25 protein-coding genes and 1 tRNA gene are annotated in these 23,450 nt (G+C 70.1%); 16 read left to right on the top strand and 10 right to left on the bottom strand.

Annotated features, from left to right (window positions below; translation table 11 throughout):
- The first annotated feature begins 137 nt into the window (after window positions 1-137).
- Entirely contained in the window at window positions 138-686 is a 549-nt protein-coding gene (locus E1294_RS57950; RefSeq protein ID WP_220447608.1) for an AlbA family DNA-binding domain-containing protein, read from the top strand.
- Window positions 687-894: 208 nt separating this feature from the next.
- On the opposite strand, the gene E1294_RS07285 is transcribed toward E1294_RS57950, so the two are convergent.
- The 7 genes from E1294_RS07285 to E1294_RS07255 all read right to left on the bottom strand — a co-directional run bounded on the left by E1294_RS07285 (window position 895) and on the right by E1294_RS07255 (window position 4,154).
- Window positions 895-966: transfer RNA gene (locus E1294_RS07285), tRNA-Val, on the bottom strand.
- Between the two features lie 17 nt (window positions 967-983).
- The gene (locus E1294_RS07280; RefSeq protein ID WP_246082865.1) at window positions 984-1,934 is read right to left on the bottom strand and encodes an ROK family protein; all 951 of its coding nucleotides are present in this window, start codon (window positions 1,932-1,934) and stop codon (window positions 984-986) included.
- 256 nt (window positions 1,935-2,190) lie between these two features.
- Entirely contained in the window at window positions 2,191-2,502 is a 312-nt protein-coding gene (locus tag E1294_RS07275) for a hypothetical protein (protein ID WP_132506052.1), read from the bottom strand.
- A gap of 14 nt (window positions 2,503-2,516) precedes the next feature.
- Window positions 2,517-2,972, bottom strand: coding sequence for a peroxiredoxin (locus E1294_RS07270; protein ID WP_425465194.1), 456 nt, complete (start codon window positions 2,970-2,972; stop codon window positions 2,517-2,519).
- Window positions 2,973-3,008: 36 nt separating this feature from the next.
- The gene (locus tag E1294_RS07265) at window positions 3,009-3,437 is read right to left on the bottom strand and encodes a DUF3052 domain-containing protein (protein ID WP_132506048.1); all 429 of its coding nucleotides are present in this window, start codon (window positions 3,435-3,437) and stop codon (window positions 3,009-3,011) included.
- Between the two features lie 117 nt (window positions 3,438-3,554).
- Complete coding sequence (locus tag E1294_RS07260) at window positions 3,555-3,962, bottom strand: secondary thiamine-phosphate synthase enzyme YjbQ (RefSeq protein WP_132506046.1); 408 nt, start codon at window positions 3,960-3,962, stop codon at window positions 3,555-3,557.
- Between the two features lie 9 nt (window positions 3,963-3,971).
- Window positions 3,972-4,154: a DUF1918 domain-containing protein gene (locus E1294_RS07255; protein WP_132506044.1), complete on the bottom strand. Its 183-nt coding sequence runs from the start codon at window positions 4,152-4,154 to the stop codon at window positions 3,972-3,974.
- Window positions 4,155-4,779: 625 nt separating this feature from the next.
- Between E1294_RS07255 and aceE the strand changes: the two genes are divergently transcribed.
- The 3 genes from aceE (at window position 4,780) to E1294_RS07240 (ending at window position 9,994) form a co-directional block, all read left to right on the top strand.
- Entirely contained in the window at window positions 4,780-7,527 is a 2,748-nt protein-coding gene (aceE, locus tag E1294_RS07250) for a pyruvate dehydrogenase (acetyl-transferring), homodimeric type (RefSeq protein ID WP_132506042.1), read from the top strand.
- 171 nt (window positions 7,528-7,698) lie between these two features.
- Entirely contained in the window at window positions 7,699-9,195 is a 1,497-nt protein-coding gene (locus tag E1294_RS07245; RefSeq protein ID WP_132506040.1) for an alpha/beta hydrolase, read from the top strand.
- 10 nt (window positions 9,196-9,205) lie between these two features.
- Entirely contained in the window at window positions 9,206-9,994 is a 789-nt protein-coding gene (locus E1294_RS07240) for a maleylpyruvate isomerase family mycothiol-dependent enzyme (RefSeq protein WP_165977138.1), read from the top strand.
- A 273-nt stretch (window positions 9,995-10,267) separates the two neighbouring features.
- On the opposite strand, the gene E1294_RS07235 is transcribed toward E1294_RS07240, so the two are convergent.
- Together E1294_RS07235 and E1294_RS07230 are read right to left on the bottom strand one after the other, a co-directional pair.
- Window positions 10,268-10,996 carry a helix-turn-helix transcriptional regulator gene (locus E1294_RS07235; RefSeq protein ID WP_132506036.1) on the bottom strand — a complete coding sequence of 243 codons (729 nt, stop codon included), beginning with the start codon at window positions 10,994-10,996 and terminating at the stop codon, window positions 10,268-10,270.
- Window positions 10,997-11,110: 114 nt separating this feature from the next.
- Window positions 11,111-12,133: a PHP domain-containing protein gene (locus tag E1294_RS07230; protein WP_132506034.1), complete on the bottom strand. Its 1,023-nt coding sequence runs from the start codon at window positions 12,131-12,133 to the stop codon at window positions 11,111-11,113.
- A 100-nt stretch (window positions 12,134-12,233) separates the two neighbouring features.
- Here E1294_RS07230 and E1294_RS07225 point away from each other — a divergent pair, with 100 nt between their 5' ends.
- The 9 genes from E1294_RS07225 to E1294_RS07185 all read left to right on the top strand — a co-directional run bounded on the left by E1294_RS07225 (window position 12,234) and on the right by E1294_RS07185 (window position 20,514).
- Window positions 12,234-12,635, top strand: a complete 402-nt coding sequence (locus E1294_RS07225) for a hypothetical protein (RefSeq protein ID WP_132506032.1) — start codon at window positions 12,234-12,236, stop codon at window positions 12,633-12,635.
- A gap of 3 nt (window positions 12,636-12,638) precedes the next feature.
- Window positions 12,639-13,784 carry a glutathionylspermidine synthase family protein gene (locus E1294_RS07220; protein WP_132506030.1) on the top strand — a complete coding sequence of 382 codons (1,146 nt, stop codon included), beginning with the start codon at window positions 12,639-12,641 and terminating at the stop codon, window positions 13,782-13,784.
- A 66-nt stretch (window positions 13,785-13,850) separates the two neighbouring features.
- Window positions 13,851-14,282 (top strand): DUF350 domain-containing protein, encoded by a 432-nt coding sequence (locus E1294_RS07215; RefSeq protein WP_132506028.1) that lies wholly within the window; start codon window positions 13,851-13,853, stop codon window positions 14,280-14,282.
- A gap of 114 nt (window positions 14,283-14,396) precedes the next feature.
- On the top strand, window positions 14,397-15,521 hold the full coding sequence (locus E1294_RS07210; RefSeq protein ID WP_132506107.1) for a PucR family transcriptional regulator: 1,125 nt from the start codon (window positions 14,397-14,399) through the stop codon (window positions 15,519-15,521).
- Between the two features lie 103 nt (window positions 15,522-15,624).
- The gene (locus E1294_RS07205; RefSeq protein WP_132506026.1) at window positions 15,625-16,521 is read left to right on the top strand and encodes an ACP S-malonyltransferase; all 897 of its coding nucleotides are present in this window, start codon (window positions 15,625-15,627) and stop codon (window positions 16,519-16,521) included.
- Window positions 16,518-17,474, top strand: coding sequence for a beta-ketoacyl-ACP synthase III (locus E1294_RS07200; protein WP_132506024.1), 957 nt, complete (start codon window positions 16,518-16,520; stop codon window positions 17,472-17,474). The genes E1294_RS07205 and E1294_RS07200 overlap by 4 nt, the downstream gene beginning before the upstream one ends.
- Window positions 17,475-17,566: 92 nt before the next feature.
- Complete coding sequence (locus E1294_RS07195) at window positions 17,567-17,806, top strand: acyl carrier protein (protein WP_132506022.1); 240 nt, start codon at window positions 17,567-17,569, stop codon at window positions 17,804-17,806.
- Between the two features lie 49 nt (window positions 17,807-17,855).
- Entirely contained in the window at window positions 17,856-19,088 is a 1,233-nt protein-coding gene (gene fabF, locus E1294_RS07190; protein WP_132506020.1) for a beta-ketoacyl-ACP synthase II, read from the top strand.
- A gap of 1 nt (window position 19,089) precedes the next feature.
- On the top strand, window positions 19,090-20,514 hold the full coding sequence (locus E1294_RS07185; protein ID WP_132506018.1) for a carboxyl transferase domain-containing protein: 1,425 nt from the start codon (window positions 19,090-19,092) through the stop codon (window positions 20,512-20,514).
- Window positions 20,515-20,681: 167 nt separating this feature from the next.
- Here the strand turns inward: E1294_RS07185 and E1294_RS07180 are convergent, their stop codons facing one another.
- Window positions 20,682-21,176, bottom strand: a complete 495-nt coding sequence (locus E1294_RS07180) for a DUF3145 domain-containing protein (RefSeq protein WP_132506016.1) — start codon at window positions 21,174-21,176, stop codon at window positions 20,682-20,684.
- Window positions 21,177-21,350: 174 nt separating this feature from the next.
- Here E1294_RS07180 and E1294_RS07175 point away from each other — a divergent pair, with 174 nt between their 5' ends.
- From E1294_RS07175 to E1294_RS07165, 3 genes are all read left to right on the top strand, one after another.
- Window positions 21,351-22,364 (top strand): S8 family peptidase, encoded by a 1,014-nt coding sequence (locus E1294_RS07175; RefSeq protein WP_132506014.1) that lies wholly within the window; start codon window positions 21,351-21,353, stop codon window positions 22,362-22,364.
- A gap of 73 nt (window positions 22,365-22,437) precedes the next feature.
- Complete coding sequence (locus tag E1294_RS07170; protein WP_132506012.1) at window positions 22,438-22,992, top strand: RNA polymerase sigma factor; 555 nt, start codon at window positions 22,438-22,440, stop codon at window positions 22,990-22,992.
- On the top strand, window positions 22,989-23,438 hold the full coding sequence (locus E1294_RS07165) for a hypothetical protein (protein ID WP_132506010.1): 450 nt from the start codon (window positions 22,989-22,991) through the stop codon (window positions 23,436-23,438). Before E1294_RS07170 ends, E1294_RS07165 begins: the two co-directional genes overlap by 4 nt.
- Window positions 23,439-23,450 lie beyond the last annotated feature (12 nt).

Below are 23,450 nucleotides of genomic sequence, written 5' to 3'. Positions count from 1 at the left end.
AAGATTCGCCAGGGCGTCGGATCGGAAGGCCGGGCGGACCCAAGCAAATGTAACCAGGCCGTGGTTACATTTGCTTCTGAGCCAGCACGTGCACGAGTGGGTCGCACGTCTCCGCGCAACCGGGGGCGACTACGACGCTGTCGAGGTCAGGGCTGCCGCAGTCGCTCGCCTCCACCCTGAGCGCGCTGGCAAACCATCCGGGCGGTGGGACGGTCATCCTCGGCCTCGACGAGGCAACCGGCCTTCGTCCGGTGCAGCTACCAGACCCACATGCTCTCAAGCAGGGACTCGCCCATAAGGCCCGCTCGTTCTCGCCGCCTGTCCAGCTCACGATTAGCGAGGCGGAGGTGGATGGGGTAACGGTCATCGTCGCCAAGGTGCACGGATGTGACCCGTCGGCCAAACCGTGCCGGATCACGGCGTCAGGCACGGCATACGTGCGGGGTTCGACGGGGACTTCCCACTGTCAGATCTGGAAGAGCAGGGCATTCCTTGCCGCCCGGAAGCCACCGCTGTTCGATCGGCGACCCGTGACAGGCGCCACCCGCGAGGACCTGGATGACGACCTCGTCCCAGCGTTCCTGCGTTCAGTCCGCGAACGGGACCCCACGCGAGACGGAGCTACGCGTCTACGATGCCTTGGCGGGTCGGAGTACGGAGCGTCGCCGACCTCAAACGGGAACTGAACCTGTCCGCACCCAACATCCGCAACGCACTACGCGAGCTGCGGTCAAGAGGACTCGTCGAGCAGTTGGGCGGGAAAGGGCAGCCGACAACCTATCGACAGCTCTCAGCGTGAGACAGATCGAAGCCGACCGTAGATGTCCAGCCCCGGCCATCCGCGCAACGAAGTGGCCTCGAGGCAAGTCGTTGATGACAGCCTTCTCCAACCGGTGGGCGGTACTGGGTTCGAACCAGTGACCCCTCGCTTGTAAGGCGAGTGCTCTACCGCTGAGCTAACCGCCCCTGATCGGCACTACACCTTACGACACCATCGGCGCCGACCGCACATCCACCGTCCACTCTGGGCCCAGCTCAGGACGGCCTGCCGCGCGCCACCCGAGCAGGGCCGCCCCCAGCATCCCGGCGTCCACCCCGAGCGCCGCCGGCACCAGGGGTGGGGCGTCGCGGAAGGCCAGGCGCTTGACGAGGCGGGTGCGTACCGGGTCGAACAGGGCGGGGCCCGCTTCCGCCAGGCCGCCGCCGAGAACGATCAGTGAGGGGTCCAGCAGCAGTGTGTACGTGGCCAGCGCCAGCGACAGCGCTTCCACGGCCTCGTCCCAGACCTCGATGGCGATCGGGTCGTCGGAGGCGACCACCTGCTCGGCCTTGACGGCTTCCACGCCCGCCCGTTCGCTGTAGCGGCGCCCCACCGAGGCGGCCGAGGCGTACGTCTCCAGGCACCCGAACTGGCCGCACGCGCACTCTTCGCCGTCCGGGAAGACCGGGGTGTGGCCGATCTCGCCGGCCCAGCCCGCGGAGCCGCCGTACGGTTCGCCGTGGATGATCGAGGCGCCGGCGATGCCCGTGCCGATGGGCAGGAAGAGGAAGTCGGAAACGCCGCGGCCCGCGCCGAGGATGTTCTCCGCGAGGCCGCCCGTGCGTACGTCGTGCCCGAGCATGACCGGGATGTCCAGGGCGGTGAAGTCCGTGGCGGGGACGTCGCGCCAGCCCAGGTTGGTGGCGTAGACGGCGGAGTTGCCGGACACCAGGCCGGGCACGGCCAGACCGACGCCTGCCGGGACGCCGTCGCCCGAGCCGGCGAGGTGGCTGATGAAGCCGGAGATGGCGGCCACGACCGCCTGCGGGCCCTCCGCCCGTGGGGTCGGGCGCCGCTCGCTCAGCAACACCGCGCCGGACTCGCTGACCAGGCCGCCCTTCATGGACGTGCCACCGACGTCGAGCGCTACGACGAACGAACTCTTTGCGGACACGGAAGGAGACGATAGCGCAGCTCATCACATGTCCGGAAAGGCCCTGTTGAAGCACTGAACGAAGCCGGCGTGCGAAGCCGGTCGTCCCGCCGACCGGCGCTCAAGACAGCGGCTCGGACGGAACCCCCTCCGGCCGCGTACGCCGGCCGGACTCCCGGCACACGCGCCCGGACGTCCAGGCGTACGCCTGAGGGCTTGTGCGCCAGAAGGCGGGGGCCCGAGCGGCATCAGGCCCTCCGGCCGCCTCAGGTGCGGCTCAGGCGCGTCCGAGGACCCTGTTGAGCGCCGCCTCCACCTCCGCGGAGAGCCCCGGCGGCGGCGGCACCGAGACCGTGAGCGCATCGGAACGGGCCATCCGCACGGCCCCGCAGGACCGGCACTCCACCTCGCCCAGCCGGCAGATCAGCGCCGCGGACCCGCAGGTGGAGCATGCATCCAGGTCGTGGTCGTGCAACCGTTGACAGTCCGGGCAGATCAGCACCTGGGACTCGTTGCGCACTCCGCGCTGCCACGGGCTTGCGCCGCGCACCGGGTCGGTCTGCCGGGCCCCGCAGCGGTAGCAGGGCATCGTTGCCTCCGAAGTCAAGAGATGTCGGCGAGTGCCTTCACGTAGTCGGCGACGTCACGTGCGGTGGAGGTCGGATGGACCACCTTCCACCGGATCACGCCCTCGCCGTCGATGATGAAGGTCCCTCGTAGCGCGAGCCCCTTCGCCTCATCGAAGACACCGTACGCCCGCGCGACCTGTCCGTGTGGCCAGAAATCGGAGAGGAGCGGGAACGTGTAACCCTCACGATCCGCCCACGCGCGGTGCGTGAACATGGAGTCGACCGAGACGGTCAGCACGTGCGCCCCGTCGAGCGGGTTGTCGCGCAACGCGGACAGCTCGCCGTGGCAGATCCCGCTGAAAGCGAGCGGGTAGAAGACCAGCACGACATTGGCGCCCCGGAACTGGGACAGGCGCACCGGCGTGCCGTGCTGGTCCTGCAGCTCGAAATCAGGAGCCTGGGCGCCGACCTCGACAGGATGTGCGTTCACGGGAACCATCCTGCCGCACGGCGGGCGCTCGAGCTCCTACCGTCGGCCTTTGGGCGTCACGAGCCTCGTGCCTGACCAGTCGGGGGCTGCGGAGATGCTGCTGGTCTGCGAGAGACCCGCGGTCGTGGCATCCTCCCCGATGTCGCTCGGCTCCACGTGGCCCTCGCGCCCGGCCTTGGGAGTCAGCAGCCAGATCTGGCCGCCCTCGGCGAGTGATCGCATGGCGTTGGTCAGTGCGTCGAAGAGGTCTCCGTCGCCGTCGCGCCACCACAGCAGCGCCACGTCGACGACGTCGTCACTCTCCTCGTCCAGCAGCTCGTTGCCGGTCAGGTCTTCGATGGAGTCGCGAAGCTCGTCATCGACGTCCTCGTCCCAACCGATCTCCTGCACCACCTGACCCGGCTTGAGGCCGAGTCGTTCGGCCAGGCCGCGCTCGCCCTGCGCCTGACCCGCGGTCGCGCTCACGTTTATCCCTCCTGCTTGAGTGGCCCCGCTTATGCGGTTTATCGCTTCGGCACAGTCCACACGCTGTGACCCTCAGTCGTCAACGGTCGCCACGGGTACGGCCGTGGTCGGCCAGAATCAATCAGACAAAAACGACAGCCGAACGTGGCGTTGCGGGTTGTCGACGTTCAGGTCGACCAGCGCCACCGACTGCCACGTGCCCAGCGCCATTCTCCCGCCCAGCACGGGGATCGTGGCATAGGGCGGGATCAGCGCGGGCAGGACATGTGACCTTCCGTGCCCGGCCGAACCGTGGGCGTGACGCCACCGGTCGTCGGGCGGCAGCAGGTCGCGCAGCGCGGCGAGCAGGTCGTCGTCGCTGCGCGACCCCAGCTCGAGCAGGGCGACCCCGGCCGTGGCATGCGGCACGAAAATGTGCAGCAACCCATCTTCGCCCTGCGCGCGCACAAAGTCGGCGCATTCGGCCGTGATGTCGTGCACCGTCTCTCGTGAACCGGTGGTCACAGAGATGATTTCAGATCTCACGAGAAAATCTTACTTACGGACAACGACCGCATCAGGACCGGGAAACACCAGCCCCGTGTGCCCGTCGTCGAACCGCACCATGTAAGGAGGCCCGCCGTCCGGGCCTTGGACCTCCACGATTACTCCGATCCGGTCCCTTTCGCCAACGATATTCCCGTGCACCAGGAGCCGGTCGCCTACCGTCGCCTTCATACCTCCAGACTGATACTCCGAAGGCCTCAGGAAAAGAGCGGATCCGGAGCCAAGGGACTTTTTGCACCCGGAGCGACGGCAAGCAGAAATATGACCAAAATGTTACGCGACCCGGACACGGCCCGCCGCGCCTCGTCGCCCTCGCATCCTCCCCCTCCCCACCGGCAATTCCCCTGTGAGCGAACAACAGATCCTGGGAGATCGAGCCCAAGATCGCCGGTGCGGGACACGTCTCTATACGCGCGCGCGACACGCCACCCCATAGGAAGGCACGGCGCCCGCCCCCGTCCGGGGCGGCGCCGGGCAAGGAGACTAGACTCGCGCGGCACGGCACAAGGCGCGTACTCCCGCCCCTCCAGGGCAGGTTCTCGTACGGCGGGCCGCCCGGGACCGCTCCAGGCCATTTGAGCGAAATTTCGTTCGTTTTCCGGTCTTGTTAAATTGCTCCCGGGCTGTAACCTGTGGCGAGATTCGTCCTACCATCGGTGGTCTAGGCCATCGGCACCCCTCCTGCCAGCAGGGACACCCTGGTTACCGGCGAGTAGAGATGCGTTTTCTACGACTAGCGACCAGGATGGAAGGCGACCCAGACCAGTCATCAGTCCACCTCGGAAGGCGAGACCCAGTGGCTTCCGGACGCCAGCGATTCTCGATCATCAGCGACGGCCTACCCAGCCAGCTGCCTGATGTCGATCCCAGTGAGACCAACGAGTGGCTCGAGTCTCTCGACAACGTCGTCAAGACCGAAGGCCGCACCAGAGCCCGCTACCTGATGCTCCGCATGCTCGAACGGGCCCGCGAGCACCAGGTCGGCGTGCCGGGCTTGCGCAGCACCGACTACATCAACACGATCCCGCCGGAGCGCGAGCCCTGGTTCCCGGGTGACGAGCACGTCGAACGCCGCATCCGTGCCTACATCCGCTGGAACGCGGCGATCATGGTGTCGAGGGCCAACGCCCGCACCAACGTGGGCGGCCACATCGCCACCTACGCCTCGGCCGCGTCGCTCTACGAAGTGGGCTTCAACCACTTCTTCCGCGGCAAGGACCACGGCGAGTCGGGCGACCAGGTCTTCTTCCAGGGGCACGCCGCGCCGGGCATCTACGCCCGCGCCTTCCTCGAAGGCCGGCTCAACGAGGCCCAGCTCGACGCGTTCCGCCAGGAGCTGTCGCACGGCTTCCACGGCCTGCCCTCCTATCCCCATCCGCGGCTGATGCCCGACTTCTGGGAGTTCCCGACGGTCTCTATGGGCCTGGGCCCGATCGGCGCGATCTACCAGGCGCGCTTCAACCGCTACCTGCTCAACCGGCAGATCAAGGACACCAGCCGCAGCCACGTGTGGGCGTTCCTGGGCGACGGCGAGATGGACGAGCCCGAGTCGCTCGGCGCCATCGGCCTGGCGGCGCGCGAGGAGCTCGACAACCTCACGTTCGTGATCAACTGCAACCTGCAGCGCCTCGACGGCCCGGTGCGCGGCAACGGCAAGATCATCCAGGAGCTGGAGTCCTACTTCCGCGGCGCCGGCTGGAACGTCATCAAGGTCGTGTGGGGCCGTGACTGGGACCCGCTGCTGGCGGCCGACGTCGACGGCGTGCTGGTCAACCAGATGAACACGACGCCCGACGGCCAGTTCCAGACCTACTCCGTCGAGTCGGGCGCCTACATCCGCGAGCACTTCTTCGGTTCCGACCCGCGCCTGCGCAAGATGGCCGAGCACCTGACCGACGACGACATCCGCAAGCTGTCGCGCGGCGGCCACGACTACCGCAAGGTCTACGCCGCGTTCAAGGCGGCCCGCGAGCACGTCGGCCAGCCGACGGTGATTCTCGCCCAGACCATCAAGGGCTGGACGCTGGGCAAGGACTTCGAGGCCCGCAACGCCACCCACCAGATGAAAAAGCTCACCAAGGCCGAGCTCAAGGAGTTCCGCGACCGGCTCTACCTGCCGATCCCCGACTCCGCGCTCGAGGGCGAGCTGCCCCCCTACTTCCACCCGGGCGAGAACGACCCCGAGATCCAGTACATGATGGAGCGCCGCGCCGCGCTCGGCGGTGTGCTGCCCAAACGGGTCGTCCGCGCCAAGCAGGTCAAACTGCCCGGCGACGACGTCTACAACGCCTTCGGCAAGGGCTCGGGCAAGCAGCAGGTCGCCACCACGATGGCGTTCGTGCGGCTGTTGAAGGACCTCATGCGCGACAAGGAGATCGGCCACAGGTTCGTGCCGATCATCCCGGACGAGGCCCGCACGTTCGGCCTCGACGCCATGTTCCCGACGGCGAAGATCTACTCCCCGCACGGCCAGACCTACGAGGCCGTCGACAGGGAGCTGCTGCTGTCGTACAAGGAGGCGGTGCAGGGGCAGATCCTGCACGAGGGCATCAGCGAGTCGGGCTCGATGGCCTCGGCCATCGCCGCCGGCACGTCGTACGCCACGCACGGCGAGCACATGATCCCGATCTACATCTTCTACTCGATGTTCGGGTTCCAGCGCACCGGCGACCAGATGTGGGCCATGGGCGACCAGATGGGGCGCGGCTTCCTGCTCGGCGCCACCGCGGGCCGCACCACGCTCAACGGCGAGGGGCTGCAGCACGAGGACGGCCACACGCCGCTCATCGGCTCGACCAACCCGGCCGCGGTCATCTACGACCCGTCCTGGGCGTTCGAGGTGGCCCACATCGTCAAGGACGGCCTCAGGAGGATGTACGGCGACCAGCCGGAGGACATCTTCTACTACCTGACCGTCTACAACGAGCCCTACCTGCAGCCCGCCCAGCCCTCGCACATCGACGTGCAGGGCCTGCTCAAGGGCCTCTACAAGTTCGCCGAGGGGCCGCAGACGCAGGGGCCGAAGGCCAACATCCTGTCCTCGGGCGTCGCCGGCCCGTGGGCGGTGGAGGCACAACGGCTGCTGGCCGAGGACTGGGGCGTGTCGGCCGACGTGTGGTCGGCGACGTCGTGGACCGAGCTGCGCCGCGAGGCCCTGGCCTGCGAGGAGCACAACCTGCTCAACCCCGACGCCGAGCGGCGCGTCCCCTACGTGACGCAGGTGTTGTCGCAGGCGCGCGGGCCGTTCGTGGGCGTCAGCGACTACATGAAGGGCGTACAGGACCAGATCGCGCAGTGGGTGCCGGGTGACTGGTCCTCGCTGGGCACCGACGGGTTCGGCCTGTCCGACACCCGCTCGGCGCTGCGCCGACACTTCCACGTGGACGCGGCGTCGATCACGCTGGCCGTGCTGTCCAGCCTGGTCAAGCAGGGCGAGCTCGGCGGCGAGGTGCTGCGCGAGGCCATCGCCCGCTACCACCTGAAGAACGGCGTCACCGAGGCGGGCGGCGCCGAGAGCAACGACACCCAGTCGATGGGCATCTGAGCCGGGCCTCCTCTGAGCTGGGCGATCATGGCGCTTCCGCGAGGACCTCGCGGGAGCGCCGTCGGCACGGCACGACCAGGGTGGATACGCGCCGCCTCACCCGGGTTTGGTGCACGGTCACGTATTGTGGGCACTACTTCCCCCTGAGAGACGAGGGGAAGTTCCATCGATATGCGACGTGTCCTAGCCGCCGCCCTGCTCGTGACCGCAGCGGGCTGCTCCACCGCACCCGCCGAGCCCGCCACGGACGCCCCCGGCGAGACCGCCACGATCGACTGGGGGCCGTGCACCGACATCGAGCGCCCCGATGGTGAGCCTCCCGCCCGCCAGGACGGCTCAGTGCGGTGCGGCACGCTCGCGGTGCCGCTCGACTACTCCAAACCCGACGGCGAGCAGCTGGACCTGGCGCTCATCAAGCTGTCCGCCACAGGCAAGGGGGAGCGGCTCGGATCCGTGGTGTTCAACTTCGGCGGCCCTGGCGCGTCCGGCGTCGACACGCTCGACCAGGCGGCCAAGGCGCTCACCGCGCTGCGGACCCGCTACGACCTGGTCAGCTTCGACCCGCGCGGCGTCGATCGCAGCTCGGGCGTGCGCTGCGGCGACGCCTCCGAGCTGGAGACGTACACCTCGCTGAACACGCTGCCGCCCGACGAGGAGACGCACCGGCGCGCCACGGCGGCCAACAAGAGGTTCGCCGAGCTCTGCGAGCGCGACTCCGGCAAGATCCTGCCCTACGTCGGCACCGTGAACGCCGCCCGCGACATGGACCGCATCCGCGCCGCCGTGGACGACTCCAAGCTCAACTACGTCGGCATGTCGTACGGCACGCAGCTCGGCGCCGTCTACGCCACCGAGTTCCCCCACAACGTGGGCCGGATGGTGCTCGACGCGCCGCTCGACCCGACGGTCTCGTTCGAGCAGCGCACGCTGGCGCAGACGCGCGGCTTCCAGCAGGCGTACGAGAGCTTCCTGCGGTCGTGCGTCAAGGACACGTGCGCGCTCGGCAAGGACGAGGCCACCGCCAACCGCAACGTCGAGAACCTGTTGAACCGGCTCACCACCAAGCCGCTGAACGTCAACGGCCGCACGCTGACGCAGGGGCTGGCCTCCACCGCCGTGGCCGCCGCCCTCTACTCCGAGCTGACCTGGCCGTTCCTGGAGCAGTCGCTCGGCGAAGGGCTCAAAGGCAACGGCGAGGCGCTGCTCTATCTCGCCGACAACTACACCGGGCGCAGGGAGGACGGCACCTACTCCACGCAGATGACCAGCTTCCCGGCCATCACCTGCGCCGACACCGCGGAGCGCCCCAGCCAGGCCGAGCTGCGGCGCACCGAGGCGGCCGCGCTGAAGATCTCGCCGCTGTTCGGCAGCGAGGGCTCGGGCGGGCTGTGCCGGGTCTGGCCGGTCAAGGGCAGCGACCAGGCGCGGCGCGTCGACGCCACCGGGTCCGCGCCGATCGTGGTGGTGGGCGGCAAGGGCGACCCGGCCACGCCGTACCAGTGGGCGCCCAAGCTGACGTCCCAGCTCAAGACGGCCACGCTGGTGACGTACGAGGGCGAGGGGCACGGGGCGTACCTGTCGGGGAGCAAGTGCGTGCGCGGGCTCGTGGACGCGTACCTGCTCGACGGCAAGGTGCCCGATAAGGGCGCCACGTGCCCGGCGGCCTAGGCTGGGCCAGGTGACGCAGAACAACTCTCAGAACGCGCACCGGACGACGGAGAACGACTCGCGTAGCGCGCGCATCGCGAGGATAGAGACCGAGGCCGCGCGCCTGGCCGCCCTGGCCGGCGACCTGTCGGTGGCGGTGCCGTCGTGCCCGGGATGGACGATCGCGGAGCTGATCACGCATGTCGGCCGGACCCACCGCTGGGCGGCCCACGTGCTGCGCAACCAGGTGCGGGAGAAGATCTGGTCGCGGCAGGTGCCGAGCGGGCTGGCCGAGGGGCAGAGCGGCGACCCCGGCTGGCTGATGTCGGGGGCCGCCGAGCTGCTCGACACGCTGCGCACCACCGATCCGGAGCTGGAGGTGTGGACCTGGGGCCCGGACCGGCGGGCCGCCTGGTGGTCGCGCCGGATGCTCTTCGAGCTGGTGGTCCACCGGGCCGACGCCGAGCTCGCGCTTGGCCTCGACCCGGTCGTCCCGGCGGAGACCGCCATCGACGGCGTCGAGGAATTCCTGCACAACCTGCCACACGCCGTCTGGGTCACCCGGTCGCTGGCCGGGCTCGGTGTGGAGGGGGCCACGATCCACCTCCACGCGAGCGACGGCGAGGGCGAGTGGACCATCACGCAGGGCCCCGCCGGGAAGATTACCTGGGCGCGCGGCCATGCCAAGGGCGACACCGCCGTCCAGGGCCCGGTGGCGGATCTGCTGCTCATGATCTATGGTAGGCGCTCACCCGACGACCTGACCGTGCACGGCGACCGCGATCTCCTCGACCGCTGGCTGGCCGCCGTCGACTTCTGACGATCGCCCTGGACGCGCCGCCGCTCGGCGATCGGCGGCGTGTCCAGGGCGTCATGGTGAACCGCTCCGCGCGGAGCGGCCCGGGCGCGGGCCGGTGGTCGCGGGGAAGGCGCTCCCCCAGCCGCATCCGGATGATCACCTGCGGTGGAAGACCCGAAGACGCCGCCGGACACGTCGTCCATCATCGTCTCCTCAGCTCTCGAACAGGACAACGATCTAACGGCGAGGCGACAACCCTATGTCGGTGTTTCCTCTTGATTTTCGAGCACATGTTCAGTCGAGGGTGGTGCCGTGGACGACCATCTCGGGCACGTCGGTGGCGAACCCTTCGAGCGGGCGCTCGGGGCAGCGCTCGCCGGTGACGGTGGCGGAGGCGATGCGGTCGAGGCGGAAGACGCGTACGTCGTCGCGGAGCCGGCACCACGCCACGAGATACCAGAAGCCGCCGCGCCCGCCCAGGAACACCCCCGGCTCGACGTCGCGCGAGGTCAGCGCCCCCTTGGCGTCGGCGTAGTCGAGCCTGAGCACCCGGCGGCGCAGCAGCGCCTCCTCGATGGCCCGGGAGATCCCCTCGGCGCCCAGGGGCTGGATGCCGGTGGCGGGCTGGTCGGGCGGCCGGACGAGCTGCACCCGCCGGGCCAGCTCTCTGGCGAGCTCACCCTCGGGCCCCGGCATCGCGGCCACCACCTTGCGTAACGCGCTGCGGGCCTGATGGCCGAAGGGCTGGTCGCCGGCCTGGCTGAGCGCCACCGCGATCGCCACCGCCTCGGCCGGGCTGAAGTTGAGCGGGGGGAGGGACATCTTCCTGTCGATGGCGTAACCGCCCTTGCGGCCCGGCTGGGCGTAGATCGGGACGCCGGACTCCTGCAGCGCGGTGATGTCGCGCTCGATCGTGCGCACGCTCACCTCGAACCGCTCGGCGAGCTCGCGGGCGGAGCGGCAGCGTGGCGCGATGGCGCGCAGGTCTTCGACGAGCGCGTAGAGCCGGTCGGTACGGTTCACAGCCGCGACGCTACGCCGCGCCACCGACAATCGCGGGCCCGCGCGGCGCCCGGTAACCCCTGCCTCACCGCAAGACTACAAAGATCTGACGGCCGGGGGCGCTCGGGGCGCGCGTCAGGCCCGGGTCCAGTCGAGAAGCCTGTCCAGGGGCCAGGTGTTGACGACGCGCTCCGCCTCGATGCCGCACATGGCCGCCCGCTCGCAGCCGTACCGCTGCCAGTCGAGCTGCCCGGGGGCGTGCGCGTCGGAGTCGATCGCGAAGACGCACCCCATCTCGTACGCCAGCCGCATCAGCCGCTTGGGCGGGTCGAGCCGGTCGGGCCGCGAGTTGATCTCGACCGCCACCCCGAACCGCCGGCACGCCTCGAACACCAGCTCCGCCTCGAACTCCGACTCCGGCCTGCGCTCCCCGCGCCGCCCGCCGGCCCGCACCACCCGGCCGGTGCAGTGCCCCAGCACGTCCACGAGAGGGTCGGCGACGGCGGTGACCATTCTGCGGGTCATGCCGGCGGCGTCCATGCGGAGCTTGGAGTGCACGCCGGCCACCACGACGTCGAGCCGTTCGAGCAGCTCCCGCTCCTGGTCGAGCGATCCGTCCGGGTTGATGTCCACCTCGATCCCGGTCAGGATCCTGAACGGGGCCAGGCGCTCGTTCAGCTCGGCCACCACGGTCAGCTGGCGCTCCAGGCGCTCGGCCGAGAGGCCCTTGGCCACCGTCAGGCGGGGCGAGTGGTCGGTCAGCGCCAGATATTCGTGACCGAGCCCGGCGGCGGTCTCGGCCATCTCGTCGATCGGCGACCCGCCATCCGACCAGTCCGAGTGGCTGTGCAGGTCGCCTTTCAGGGCGGTGCGCAGCGCGGCGGTCTCGGCGTCGAGCTCGACGCCCTCGGTGGCGTGCAACCTTCGCAGGTAGGTCGGAACCTGCCCCTCAAGACTTTCGTTGACCACAAGAGCGGTGACCTTGCCGATGCCCGGCAGGTCGCCGAGCCGTCCGGTGCGGGCCAGCCGCACGAGCTCGTCCTTGGGGAGGTCGGCGACGACCGCGGCGGCGCGGCGGAAGGCCCGCACACGGTAGGTGGGCTCGCCCGCGCGCTCCAGCAGGAAGGCGATCTCACGCAGGGCCATGACCGGATCCATACATCCTCCATAGCCGAAATAAATCGCGATGCACTAATTACTCATTGAACACGGACGGACGCCGCCGCTAGAGTAATCGGCCCATGAAAGCAGGAGCTTGATGGCACCACCGCCGCCCACCCACCACTCGCCTCCGCAGCCCCCGCGCAAGGCGTCGAAAGCCGTCCCTCTCACGATCCTCGGCGTCCTGTCCGTGATGCTGGTCGGCTACTGCGCCGCCGTGCAGGACGACGAGGAGGTCACCGCGGACTGCGTCATGCGGCTCGACGACGGCAGCTACCAGATCGTCGACGACGACCTCTGCGACGATGACGACGGCGGCGGCACGCACTACTACGGCGGGTCGCATGGGGCTTACCTCTGGTACTACGGCGGCACGCGGGTCGGCAACCGCGTGCGCGGTGGCACCACCTACCGGCCGTCCAACGTCGACATCAACACCCGCAACGGCAAATCGATCCAGCGCGGCGGCTTCGGCAGCAAATGGGGCGGCGGGGGCTGACAGGTGCGGCGCGAGCACGGCACTCCCAGGCCAGGCTGGGAGGAGACGATCGAGAGCCAGGGCCTGGCTTACCACAAGGCCGCGCACCCGTCGGGGCTGAGCCGCCCCTACTGGGACGAGTCCGTCCACTACGTCTTCTCGATGGACGAGGTCGAGGAGCTGGAGGAGCAGGTCGAGGAGCTGCACGCCATGTGCCTGAGCACTGTCGAGCACGTGGTCTCGGCAGGCCGCTTCGCCGACTTCGCGATCCCCGAATGGGCGTGGGAGGACGTCGCGCGCTCCTGGGAGCGCCGCGACCCCCACCTGTACGCCCGCTTCGATCTGCGCTACGACGGCACGGGCCCGGCCAGGCTGCTGGAGTACAACGCCGACACGCCCACCTCCCTGGTGGAGTCGTCGGTGATCCAGTGGTTCTGGTTGCAGGACGCACACCCCGGCGGCGACCAGTGGAACTCCGTGCACGAGCGGCTCATCGAGCGCTGGACGCAGCTGGGGCTCCCGCCCGGTCCCACGCACTTCGCGTTCACCAACATGGACGAGACGGGCGAGGAGGCCATGACCGTGGCCTACCTGCAGGAGACCGCCGAGCAGGCGGGCCTGCAGACCGTCTCCGTGGCCATGGAGGACATCGGCTGGGACTCCCTCAACCGCCGCTTCGTCGACGTCGAGGAGCGGATGATCCGCTCGGCGTTCAAGCTCTATCCCTGGGAGTGGATGCTGGCCGAGGACTTCGGGCGGCACGCCGTACGACACACCACCTGGATCGAACCGCTGTGGAAGACCCTGCTGTCCAACAAGGCGCTGCTGGCCCTGCTGTGGGAGCTCCATCCCGGCCATCCCAACCTCATGCCCGCCTACCTCGACGGCCCTCGTGACCTCACCTCCTACATCGCCAAGCCGCTGCTCGGCAGGGAGGGGGCCTCCATGCGCATCGTCACCCCCCAGGGCACCTGGGAGACCCCTGGCGTCTACGGCCGCGAGGGATATGTGTTCCAGGGCTTCGAGGCGCTGCCCGTCTTCGAGGGGCAGCGGCCGGTGCTCGGCGCCTGGGTGGTCGCCGACGAGGCGGCCGGGCTCGGCATCAGGGAGACCACCGGCCTCATCACCGACGACACCTCATCGTTCGTCCCGCACCGCATCGCTGATTGACGTGTTCTCCGACCGACACCTGCCCGCCCCGGCCGGGCGGACATGCTCCCCGTGATTGGAACTGACGTGACTCTTCTCGAAATCCTCGCCCGCGGCTCAGGCGCCGTCGCCGCATACGCCGCCGTCGGCGTGATCCTGATGATCGTCGGGTTCTACGTGATCGACTGGGCCACACCCGGCAAGCTGAGCGCGGTCATCCGCTCCGAGCGCAATCCCAACGCCACCCTGCTGGCCTCCTCGGCCATGGCTGCCATCGGGCTGATCGTGGCCGCCTCGATCTGGTCGTCGGGCGGCCGGCTCGCGGAGGGCCTCGCGGGCACGGCGGTGTTCGGGCTGGTCGGCATCGTGGTGCAGACGGTGGCCATGCTGATCTTCGACCGGGTGGTCGGCATCTCCGTACGCGAGCTGGTCAAGGAGCCCGATCTGCAGCCGGGCGCGCGCGTGCTCGCGGTGACCCACGTCGCGATCGGGCTCATCACCGCCGTCGCCGTCATCTGAGAGGGCCGGATCCGAGAGGGCCGGCGCCGTTCCGGTCAGCCGAGCGGACCTGGCACTCTAGGAGACGTGACAGAGCGGACCCGGGAGGACACGACACGCAGGCTCGAGCGGGCCATGGGCTCGCTCGGCACGGCGGCGATGGCGCGCATGGACGAGCAACTGCCGTGGTTCCGGGCGCTCAGCGCCGAGGACCGGTCGTGGGTGGGGCTCGTGGCCCAGGCCGGCATCGCCGCGTTCGTCGAGTGGTTCTCGACCGCCGGTGAGGGGCGGCGCACGCCCAGCATCGAGTTCTTCGGCACGGCGCCGCGCGAGCTCAAACGGTCGATTTCGCTCCAGCAGACCGTCGACATCGTCAGGGTCGTGGTCGAGGTGGTCGAGGCGCAGACCCACGAGCTGGCCGCACCGGGCGGCGAGGACGAGCTCCAGCAGGCCATGCTGCGCTACACCCGCGACGTCGCCTTCGCCGCCGCCCACGTCTACGCCCGCGAGGCCGAGGCCAGGGGGTCGTGGGACGCCAGGCTGGAGGCCCTGATCGTGGACGCCCTGGTGCGCGGCGAGGTGGACGACGGCCTGCACTCCTGGGCCGCCGCGCTGGGCTGGACCTCCTCCCCCGTCGTCGTCATCGCCGGGCACGCCCCCGAGGGCGACCCGCGCGCGGTCATCGACGGCCTGCGGGAGAAGGGCCGCCGCATCGGCATGGACCTGCTGGCGGGGGTCCAGGCAGACCGGCTGATCGTGATCGTGGGCGGCGCGGGCAGCGTCAACGACGCGGCCAAGCAGGTCGTGGCCCGCTTCGGCGTCGGCCCCATCGTCATCGGCCCCGAGGTGCCCGACCTGCACGCCGCCGCCAATTCGGCCAGGGCGGCGCTGGCCGGGCTGAAGGCGTCCTCAGGATGGCCCGACGCGCCGAGGCCCGTGCACGCCGAGGACCTGCTGGCCGAGCGGGCGCTCGACGGCGACCTCGACGCCAGGCGGCAGCTCATCGAGAGCGTCCACCTGCCGCTCGCGGGCACCCCGCTGCTCGACACGCTGGCCACCTACCTGGAGCAGGGCACCTCGCTGGAGGCCACGGCCCGGCTGCTGTTCGTCCATCCCAACACCGTGCGCTACCGCCTCAAGAAGATCACCGAGCTGACGGGCTACCAGCCCACCGAGGGCAGGTCGGCCTTCACTCTCCAGGTGGGGCTCATCCTCGGCAGGCTCGCGGAGAGTGCAGTAAGCTGGCGCGCTCTAACGTAACCGCGCCGAAATCCCCCCTGTAGGGTTCCTACAAATCACCCTGGACAAAGTTCGTACGGATCTCCATCCGCGTGTCGGAGTTCTACAGGGCATGGTGGATTTTGTGCTTGTACTCGTCGCTCCGGGCCAAGGTGCCCAAACGCCAGGCTTCCTGACTCCATGGCTTGAGTTGCCCGGTCTGGCCGACAGGCTCGGCTCGTGGTCCGAGGTCGCCGGGGTCGATCTGATCGCGCAGGGCACGACCGCCGGCGCCGACGAGATCCGCGACACCGCCGTCGCCCAGCCACTGCTCGTGGCCGCCGCGCTGGCCTCCGCCGAGGCGCTCGGCGCGGCCCCCGACGTCGTGGCCGGGCACAGCGTCGGCGAGTTCGCCGCCGCCGCACTGGCCGGGGTGCTCAGCCCTGAGCAGGCGCTCGCCCTGATCCGCGACCGCGCTCAGGCCATGGCCAAGGCCGCCTCCATCACCGAGACCGGCATGACGGCCGTGCTCGGCGGCGTCGAAGAAGAGGTCCTCGCCACGATCGAGAGGCACGGGCTCACCGCCGCCAACATCAACGGCGCCGGGCAGATCGTGGCCGGAGGCACCATCGAGCAGCTGGCCGCGTTCAAGGCCGACCCGCCCGCCCGCGCCCGGCTCATCTCGCTCTCCGTGGCAGGCGCCTTCCACACCTCCCACATGGCCACGGCGGTCGAGAGCCTGCGCGAGGCGGCCAGGAACGTCACGCCCGCCGACCCGGGGGTCACGCTGTTGTCCAACTTCGACGGCCGGCCGGTCGCCACCGGCGCCGAGTTCGTCGAGCGGCTGGTGCAGCAGGTCAGCAGCCCCGTCCGATGGGGTGCCTGCATGGAGACCATGGCCGGTCTGGGCATCACCGGGATGATCGAGCTGCTGCCCGGCGGTACGCTGACCGGCCTGGCCAAGCGCGCCCTGCGCGGCGTGCGGACCGTCGCGCTGAAGACCCCAGACGACCTCGACGCGGCCAGGGAGCTGATCCCGTGAAGATTCCCGACATCGCCCCTGGCGGCAGGGTGCTCGCCTTCGGCCACTACCAGCCCGCCAACGTGGTCACCAACGACGACCTGGCGAAGACCATGGAGACCAACGACGAGTGGATCCTGTCCAGGGTCGGCATCAAGGAGCGCAGGGTCGCGCCCGACGGTGAGTCCCTGGAGGACATGGCCGCCATCGCCGGCGGCAAGGCACTGGCCGCCAGCGGGCTGTCGCCGGAAGACATCGACCTCGTCATCGTCGCCACCTGCACGCTCGAGACGCAGATCCCCAACGCCTCCGCCATCGTCGCCCACCGCCTGGGCATCCAGGCGCCCGGCGCGTTCGACGTCAACGCCGCCTGCGCCGGCTTCTGCTACGCGCTCGGCACCGCCAGCGCCGCGGTACGCGCGGGCTCGGCCAGGAACGTGCTGGTCATCGGCGCGGAGAAACTGTCGCAGTGGATCGACTGGACCGACAGGTCCACCGCCGTGATCTTCGCCGACGGCGCGGGGGCCGCGGTGGTGGCCCCGTCGGAGACCCCCGGCATCGGTCCTGTGGTGTGGGGCAGCGCCGGTGACAAGTCCGACGCGATCATCATCAAGGACCGCGCCGATTATCTCCGCCAGGAGGGCCAGACGGTGTTCCGCTGGGCCACCACCGCGCTGCATCCGGTGGCGCTCGAGGCCTGCTCGCGGGCGGGCGTCGACCCGTCCGAGTTGGCTGCGTTCGTGCCTCACCAGGCCAACTTGCGCATCATCGAGGCCATCGCCCGTAAGCTGGGCGCCGACCAGGCCGTCATCGCGCGCGACATCGTCACCTCGGGCAACACCTCGGCCGCCTCCATCCCTCTCTCGCTCTCGCGCATGGTGGAGCGCGGCGAGGTCCGCACGGGCGATCTCGCGCTGGTGCTCGGCTTCGGCGCGGGCCTGACCTACGCGGGCCAAGTGATCGAGATTCCGTAGGATCGGGCACGGTCTGCGCCGTGCCCGCCCAGAGAAAGACTTGTGCGGCGCAACCGCACAGATTCCCAGGAAACCAAAGGAGAAATAGCGACATGGCTGCCACCGAGCAGGACATCCTCGAGGGCCTTGGCAAGATCATCAACGAGATCACCGGCATTCCGGCGTCCGAGGTGACCCCCGAGAAGAGCTTCGTGGACGACCTCGACATCGACTCCCTGTCCATGGTCGAGATCGCCGTGGCCGCCCAGGACGAGTTCGGCGTCGAGATCCCCGACGACCAGCTCAAGAACCTGAAGACGGTCAAGGACGTCCTCACCTTCATCCAGAGCTGAGCCGCAACACCCGATCCGACCAGTACTGATCAGCAAGGGAGCGCGAAACGTGAGTGCGAACCGGGTACGTGTCGTCGTCACCGGGCTCGGCGCGACGACGCCCGTCGGTGGGGACGTCACCTCGACCTGGACGGCGCTCCTCGCCGGTCAGTCGGGTGTCGAGGCTCTCACCACGGACTGGATCGACACCGTCCCCGTGAAGTTCGCGGGGACGGCCGCGGTCGACCCCGCCGAGGTGCTGCCGCGGCCCGAGGCCCGCCGTCTCGACCGCAGCGAGCAGTTCGCGATGGTCGCCGCGAGGGAGGCCTGGCAGGACGCCGGCTCTCCCGAGGTGCCGCCGGAGCGGCTCGGCGTCGTGGTCTCCAGCGGCATCGGAGGCATCAACACCACGCTGACCGCCTACGACACCTACCGCGAGCGTGGCTGGAACCGGCTGTCGCCGTTCACCGTGCCGATGCTCATGCCCAACGGCCCGGCCGCCTGGATCGGGCTCGACCTGGGCGCCCAGGCGGGTGTGCACGCCACGGTGTCGGCGTGCGCGTCCGGCGCCGAGGCCATCGGCCACGCGATGGACATGATCAGGGTGGGCCGCGCCGACGTGGTGGTCGCCGGCGGCACCGAGGCGGCCATCCACGGCCTCAACATCGCTGCCTTCGCGGCCGCGCGGGCCATGTCCACCCGCAACGACGACCCGGCGGGCGCGTCCAGACCGTGGGACCGCGGCCGCGACGGGTTCGTGCTCGGCGAAGGCGCCGGCATCGTGGTGCTGGAGTCGGAGGAGCACGCCAGGGCGCGGGGCGCGCGCATCTACGCCTACTGCTCCGGCGTCGGCTACTCCGCCGACGCGCACCACATCACGCAGCCCGAGCCTGACGGCCGGGGCATCATCATGGCGATGACGCAGGCGCTCACCGACGCCGGCGTCACCGGCCACGACGTCAAGCACGTCAACGCGCACGCCACCTCGACGCCCGCGGGCGACGTCGGCGAGGTGCAGGCCGTGGCCAAGGCCATCGGCACCCACCCGCTGGTGACGTCGACCAAGTCCATGACCGGGCACCTGCTCGGCGGCGCGGGCGGCATCGAGTCGGTCTTCACGATCAAAGCGCTGCAGGAGCGGGTCGTTCCCGCCACCATCAACATCGACGATCTCGACGACGGCATCGAGGTCGACGTCGTCCACGGCAAGAACCGCACGCTGCCCGAAGGCGACGTGGCCGCGGTCAACAACTCGTTCGGATTCGGCGGGCACAACGTGACCGTCGTGTTTAAGGGGGCATAAAGTGACCGTCCTCGACAACCGGGTGGTGACGCCAGGCTCCGATCAGGAGCCCGCCGATCCCCGCGATCCAGTCGTCCGCCTGACCGCGCTGCTCGACGAGGGCTCGCTGCGGCTCATCACCCCTGAAGACAAGAGCGGCATGCTGGCCGCCATGGGGCGCGTCGAGGGTGTTCCCGTCGTCGCGTTCTGCAGTGACGCCCGCTTTCAGGGCGGCGCCATGGGCAGCGAGGGTTGCGAGCACATCGTGCACGCCTACGACGTGGCCGTCCGCGAGCGGGTGCCGGTCATCGGCATCTGGCACTGCGGCGGCGCGCGGATCCCCGACGGTGTCGAGTCGCTGCACGCCGTCGGCCGGGTCTTCGCCGCCATGACCAAGGCGTCCGGCGTGGTGCCGCAGATCTCCGTGGTCGTCGGCCCCGCCGCCGGCGGCGCCGCCTACGGTCCCGCGCTCACCGACCTGGTCATCCTGGCCGACTCCGGCCGCATCTTCGTCACGGGCCCCGACGTGGTCCGCAGCGTCACCGGCGAAGACGTCGACAGCGCCGCCCTGGGCGGCACCGAGCCGCACAGCAAGCGCAGCGGCGTGGCGCACATCGTCACCAAGTCCGAGACCGACGCCTACGTCAAGGCGCGCCAGCTCGCCACGCTCCTCGGCCACCAGGGCCGGATGCGCTCGGGAGAAATCGAGGAAGTGGACTTCTCCACGCTGCTGCCCGACTCCGCGCGCCGTGCCTACGACGTCAAGCCGCTGGTCAACGGCCTGCTCGACGAGCCCGGCCTGGAGCTGCACCCCAAGTGGGCACCGAACATCGTCACGTCGCTGGGCCGCCTGGGTGGCCGGACGGTCGGTGTGATCGCCAACAACCCGATGCGGCTCGGCGGCTGCCTCGACGCCACGTCCGCCGAGAAAGCCGCCCGCTTCGTACGCATGTGTGACGCTTTCGGGGTGCCGCTGGTTGTCCTCGTGGACGTTCCCGGTTACCTGCCGGGTGTCGGGCAGGAGCACGACGGCGTGGTGCGCCGGGGAGCCAAGCTGCTGCACGCCTTTGCCGAGGCGTCCGTGCCGCGGGTCACGCTGATCACACGGAAGGCGTACGGCGGGGCGTACATCGCGATGAACTCACGCGCCCTGGGCGCCACCAAGGTCTTCGCCTGGCCCACCACCGAGGTCGCCGTCATGGGGGCCGTCGCGGCGGTGCGCGTCATCAAGCGGCGCGAGCTGGCGGCCGTTCCCGACGAGGACCGGGCCGAGCTGGAGGAGCGCCTGGCAGAGGAGCACTCAAAGCTCGCCGGCGGCCTGACCAGAGCGCAGGAGCTGGGCGTCATCGACGAGGTGATCAAGCCGGAGGAGACCCGCGGCGCGATCGCCAAACTGCTCGCCCAGGCGACCCCGGCCCGGGGCGCCCACGGCAACATCCCGCTGTAGCAGCCGACGACGGCATCCCGGGCGGCGCGCCGCGCCGTCTCGCTGCCCACCAGCCGTCAGGGCCCAAGCACAAGGCCCCGCACCCGTTGGGTGCGGGGCCTTGCTGGTGCCGGGCAGCGGAGCCCGGCCGCAGGGTGCTGCTCGTGCCGGGCGGGTGTACGGCGAGGTCAGACGGCGGCGTGCAGCCAGCGGACCGGCGCGCCGTCCCCGGCATAGCGGAACGGCTCCAGCTCCTCGTCCCACGGCTTGCCGAGCATCCTGTCCAGCTCGTCCTCCAGCACGCACCGCCCCTGAGCGGCCATCATCATCGCGGTGCGCAGCCGGTCTTCGGAGATCATGATGTCGCCAGCCGCCCCGATGACCGCCGTGAAGGCGCCGAGCGTCGGCGTGTAGGCGTGCCGGGACCCGTCGACACCCGGAGAAGCGTCCTCGGTGATCTCAAACCTGAGCCGCTGCCAGCCCATGAGCGAAGAGGCGATGGCCGCGGCGACGCCCGGCCGGCCCTCCCATTCCGCCTGCGCGCGCACGACGTTGGGCGCGGCGGGTTGCGGAGTCCACGTCAGATCTACGGGCACGCCGAGGACACCCGCGACTGCCCATTCGATGTGTGGGCACAGCGCGGGCTGAGCCGAGTGGACGTAAAGGACGCCACGAGCAGACACCGGACCTCCCGTTCGGTACGAGGTGCGCCTTCCCCAACGGCCTCGTCCCGGGATGATCACAAGTGACTAGGGAGAGACTACCGTCGGTCGCCATCTGGCACCAGTGGGGGGCCATACCAACTTGGTGCGGAAGTCGCATGTGACAGCGGGGCAGGGGAGGAAAGATACCGGCTCATGGACATGCAATCTGTCGGCGAGGCGTTCATCCGGCCAGGTCAGATGCTGACCGACCGGTCGGCGCTGTCCGCCGCGTCGCGCTGGACCTCGGCGGTCTCGGAGGCGGACGGGGTCTGTGTCATCCACCTGTCTCCCGGCGCGGACCCCTGCGAGGTCGCCGCCGAACTCCGTGACCAGGGCGTGCGGGCCTCGCCGAACCACGTGTTCCGCGGCCAGCCCCTGTTCTTCGGAGGCCCCGCGTCCCGGCCCTTCCCCGCACCACCCATCCGCTACAAGCCGGGCCAGACGCGTTCGGACGTGGTCATCGGCCTGCTCGACACCGGCGTCGCCGAGCACCCGTGGTGGTCCGGCAACGACTGGTACGAGCAGCTCGGCCCTGACGACACCGACGCGGCGGAGGGCGCGCAGGCGGGGCACGGCACGTTCATCGCGGGCCTGCTGGCGCGCCGGGCGCCGGGCGCGGCGCTGCGGGTGCGCCGGGTGCTGGACGGCGACGGCTTCGGCGACGAGGCGACCGTCGTCCGCGCGCTGCACCGCATGCGCGAGCGGCCTCCCCACGTGCTCAACCTGTCTTTCGGCGGCCACACCTTCGACGACCGGCCGCCGCCCCTGCTGTCCGACGCCCTCGCCGCGCTGAGCGACACGGTGACCGTGGCCTGCGCCGGCAACACCGCCTCCGACCGGCCGTTCTGGCCCGCCGCGCTGGCGGGCGCCGTGGGCGTGGCGGCCGTGGACGCCTCACAGGAGCACCGGGCCCCCTATTCGGGCCATGGCACCTGGGTGGACGCCTGCGCCCGCGGCGACTGGCTGACCAGCAGCTTCCTGAGGGGCGGCGAGTTCGCGGGCTTCGCGGCCTGGAGCGGCACGTCGTTCGCCACCGCGGTGGTGGCGGGCGCCATCGCCGACGCGGCCAGGGACGAGCCGACGAAGGAGGTGGTCAGTCGGCTCCTCGGCTCCGAGGAGGCCCGGCAAATTCCGGATCTGGGAGTTCTCGTACCGGCGAGTCTGTAGAGTTTACGCTCAGTCCTCACGCAATCACGAAGAGGCGTCATCGCCTCGGCGTGCCGCACTGGAAGGAGGCCGCATGCCCGATCCACGCGAGCCGGCGGAGCTGGTCACGGCAGCGGCCGGCGGCGACCGGACGGCGTGGGACGAGCTCGAGGCCAGATACGGGCCGCGGATGTGGGCGGTGGCCAGGGCGTCCGGGCTCAGCCCCTCCGACGCGGCGGACGCGGTCCAGGGGTCCTGGCTGCGGCTGCTCCAGCACCTCCACACGCTCAGGGATCCGGCGAAAGTCGGCGGCTGGCTCATGACGACCGTGCGCCGCGAGGCTCACGCGTTCCTCCGCAAGCGTCATGACGTCTCCCCTTTCGACCACGACCTCCTCACTCTTGAGGCCGTCGACGATCCCGACCCCGCCTCCGCCGTGCTGGAGGCCGACGGCAGGCGCCTGCTCTGGAAGCAGGTCTCCGCACTGCACGAGCCCTGCCGCACACTCATCCAGCTGGTCGCCATCGATCTGGGAAACCGGCAGATGGCGGCGCGGTTGGGCATGCCCGTGGGCAGTGTGGGCCCGACCAAGGCCCGCTGTCTGGAGAAACTGCGCACCCTGATTTCATCACAGGAGACGGCGCAATGATCAACGACGAGTATTTCCTGGCGGCTCTCCGGCTGGCCGCGGGAAACGACCCCATCCCGAGCCACGTGTCCGCCGCCGCACGCGACGTCTACGAGCTGCGGGTCCCCCGTGCGGTGACCGCCACGCCCGGCGCGCGCGCCGCCGCGGGCCCCGACGTGCGCGACCCTGACGGCTGCCACCTGGTGCGCTTCGTCGCCGACGGCCTCACCTTCGACCTGGAGGTGACGGTTGGCGACGGGCTCATCGACGTCGCGGGACAGGTGTGCCCCCACCCGGGCGAAGACGCCGTCATCGACGTGAAGACCCCGCACCTTACGTTGACCAGGCACATCGCCCGCAACGGCAACTTCGCCGCGACGGGCCTGCCTCCTGGCTGGCTCAGCGTGGTGTGCCACCGGCCCGGACGCTCCCCCGTACAAACCAGATGGGTGCGCATCCGGCCCTGACCCAGCCACCAG

The sequence above is a fragment of the Nonomuraea diastatica genome, assembly GCF_004349015.1.
GTDB lineage: Bacteria > Actinomycetota > Actinomycetes > Streptosporangiales > Streptosporangiaceae > Nonomuraea > Nonomuraea diastatica.
The sequence above is the reverse complement of the archived record's forward strand: the minus strand, read 5'-3'. Positions and strand labels throughout refer to the sequence as shown.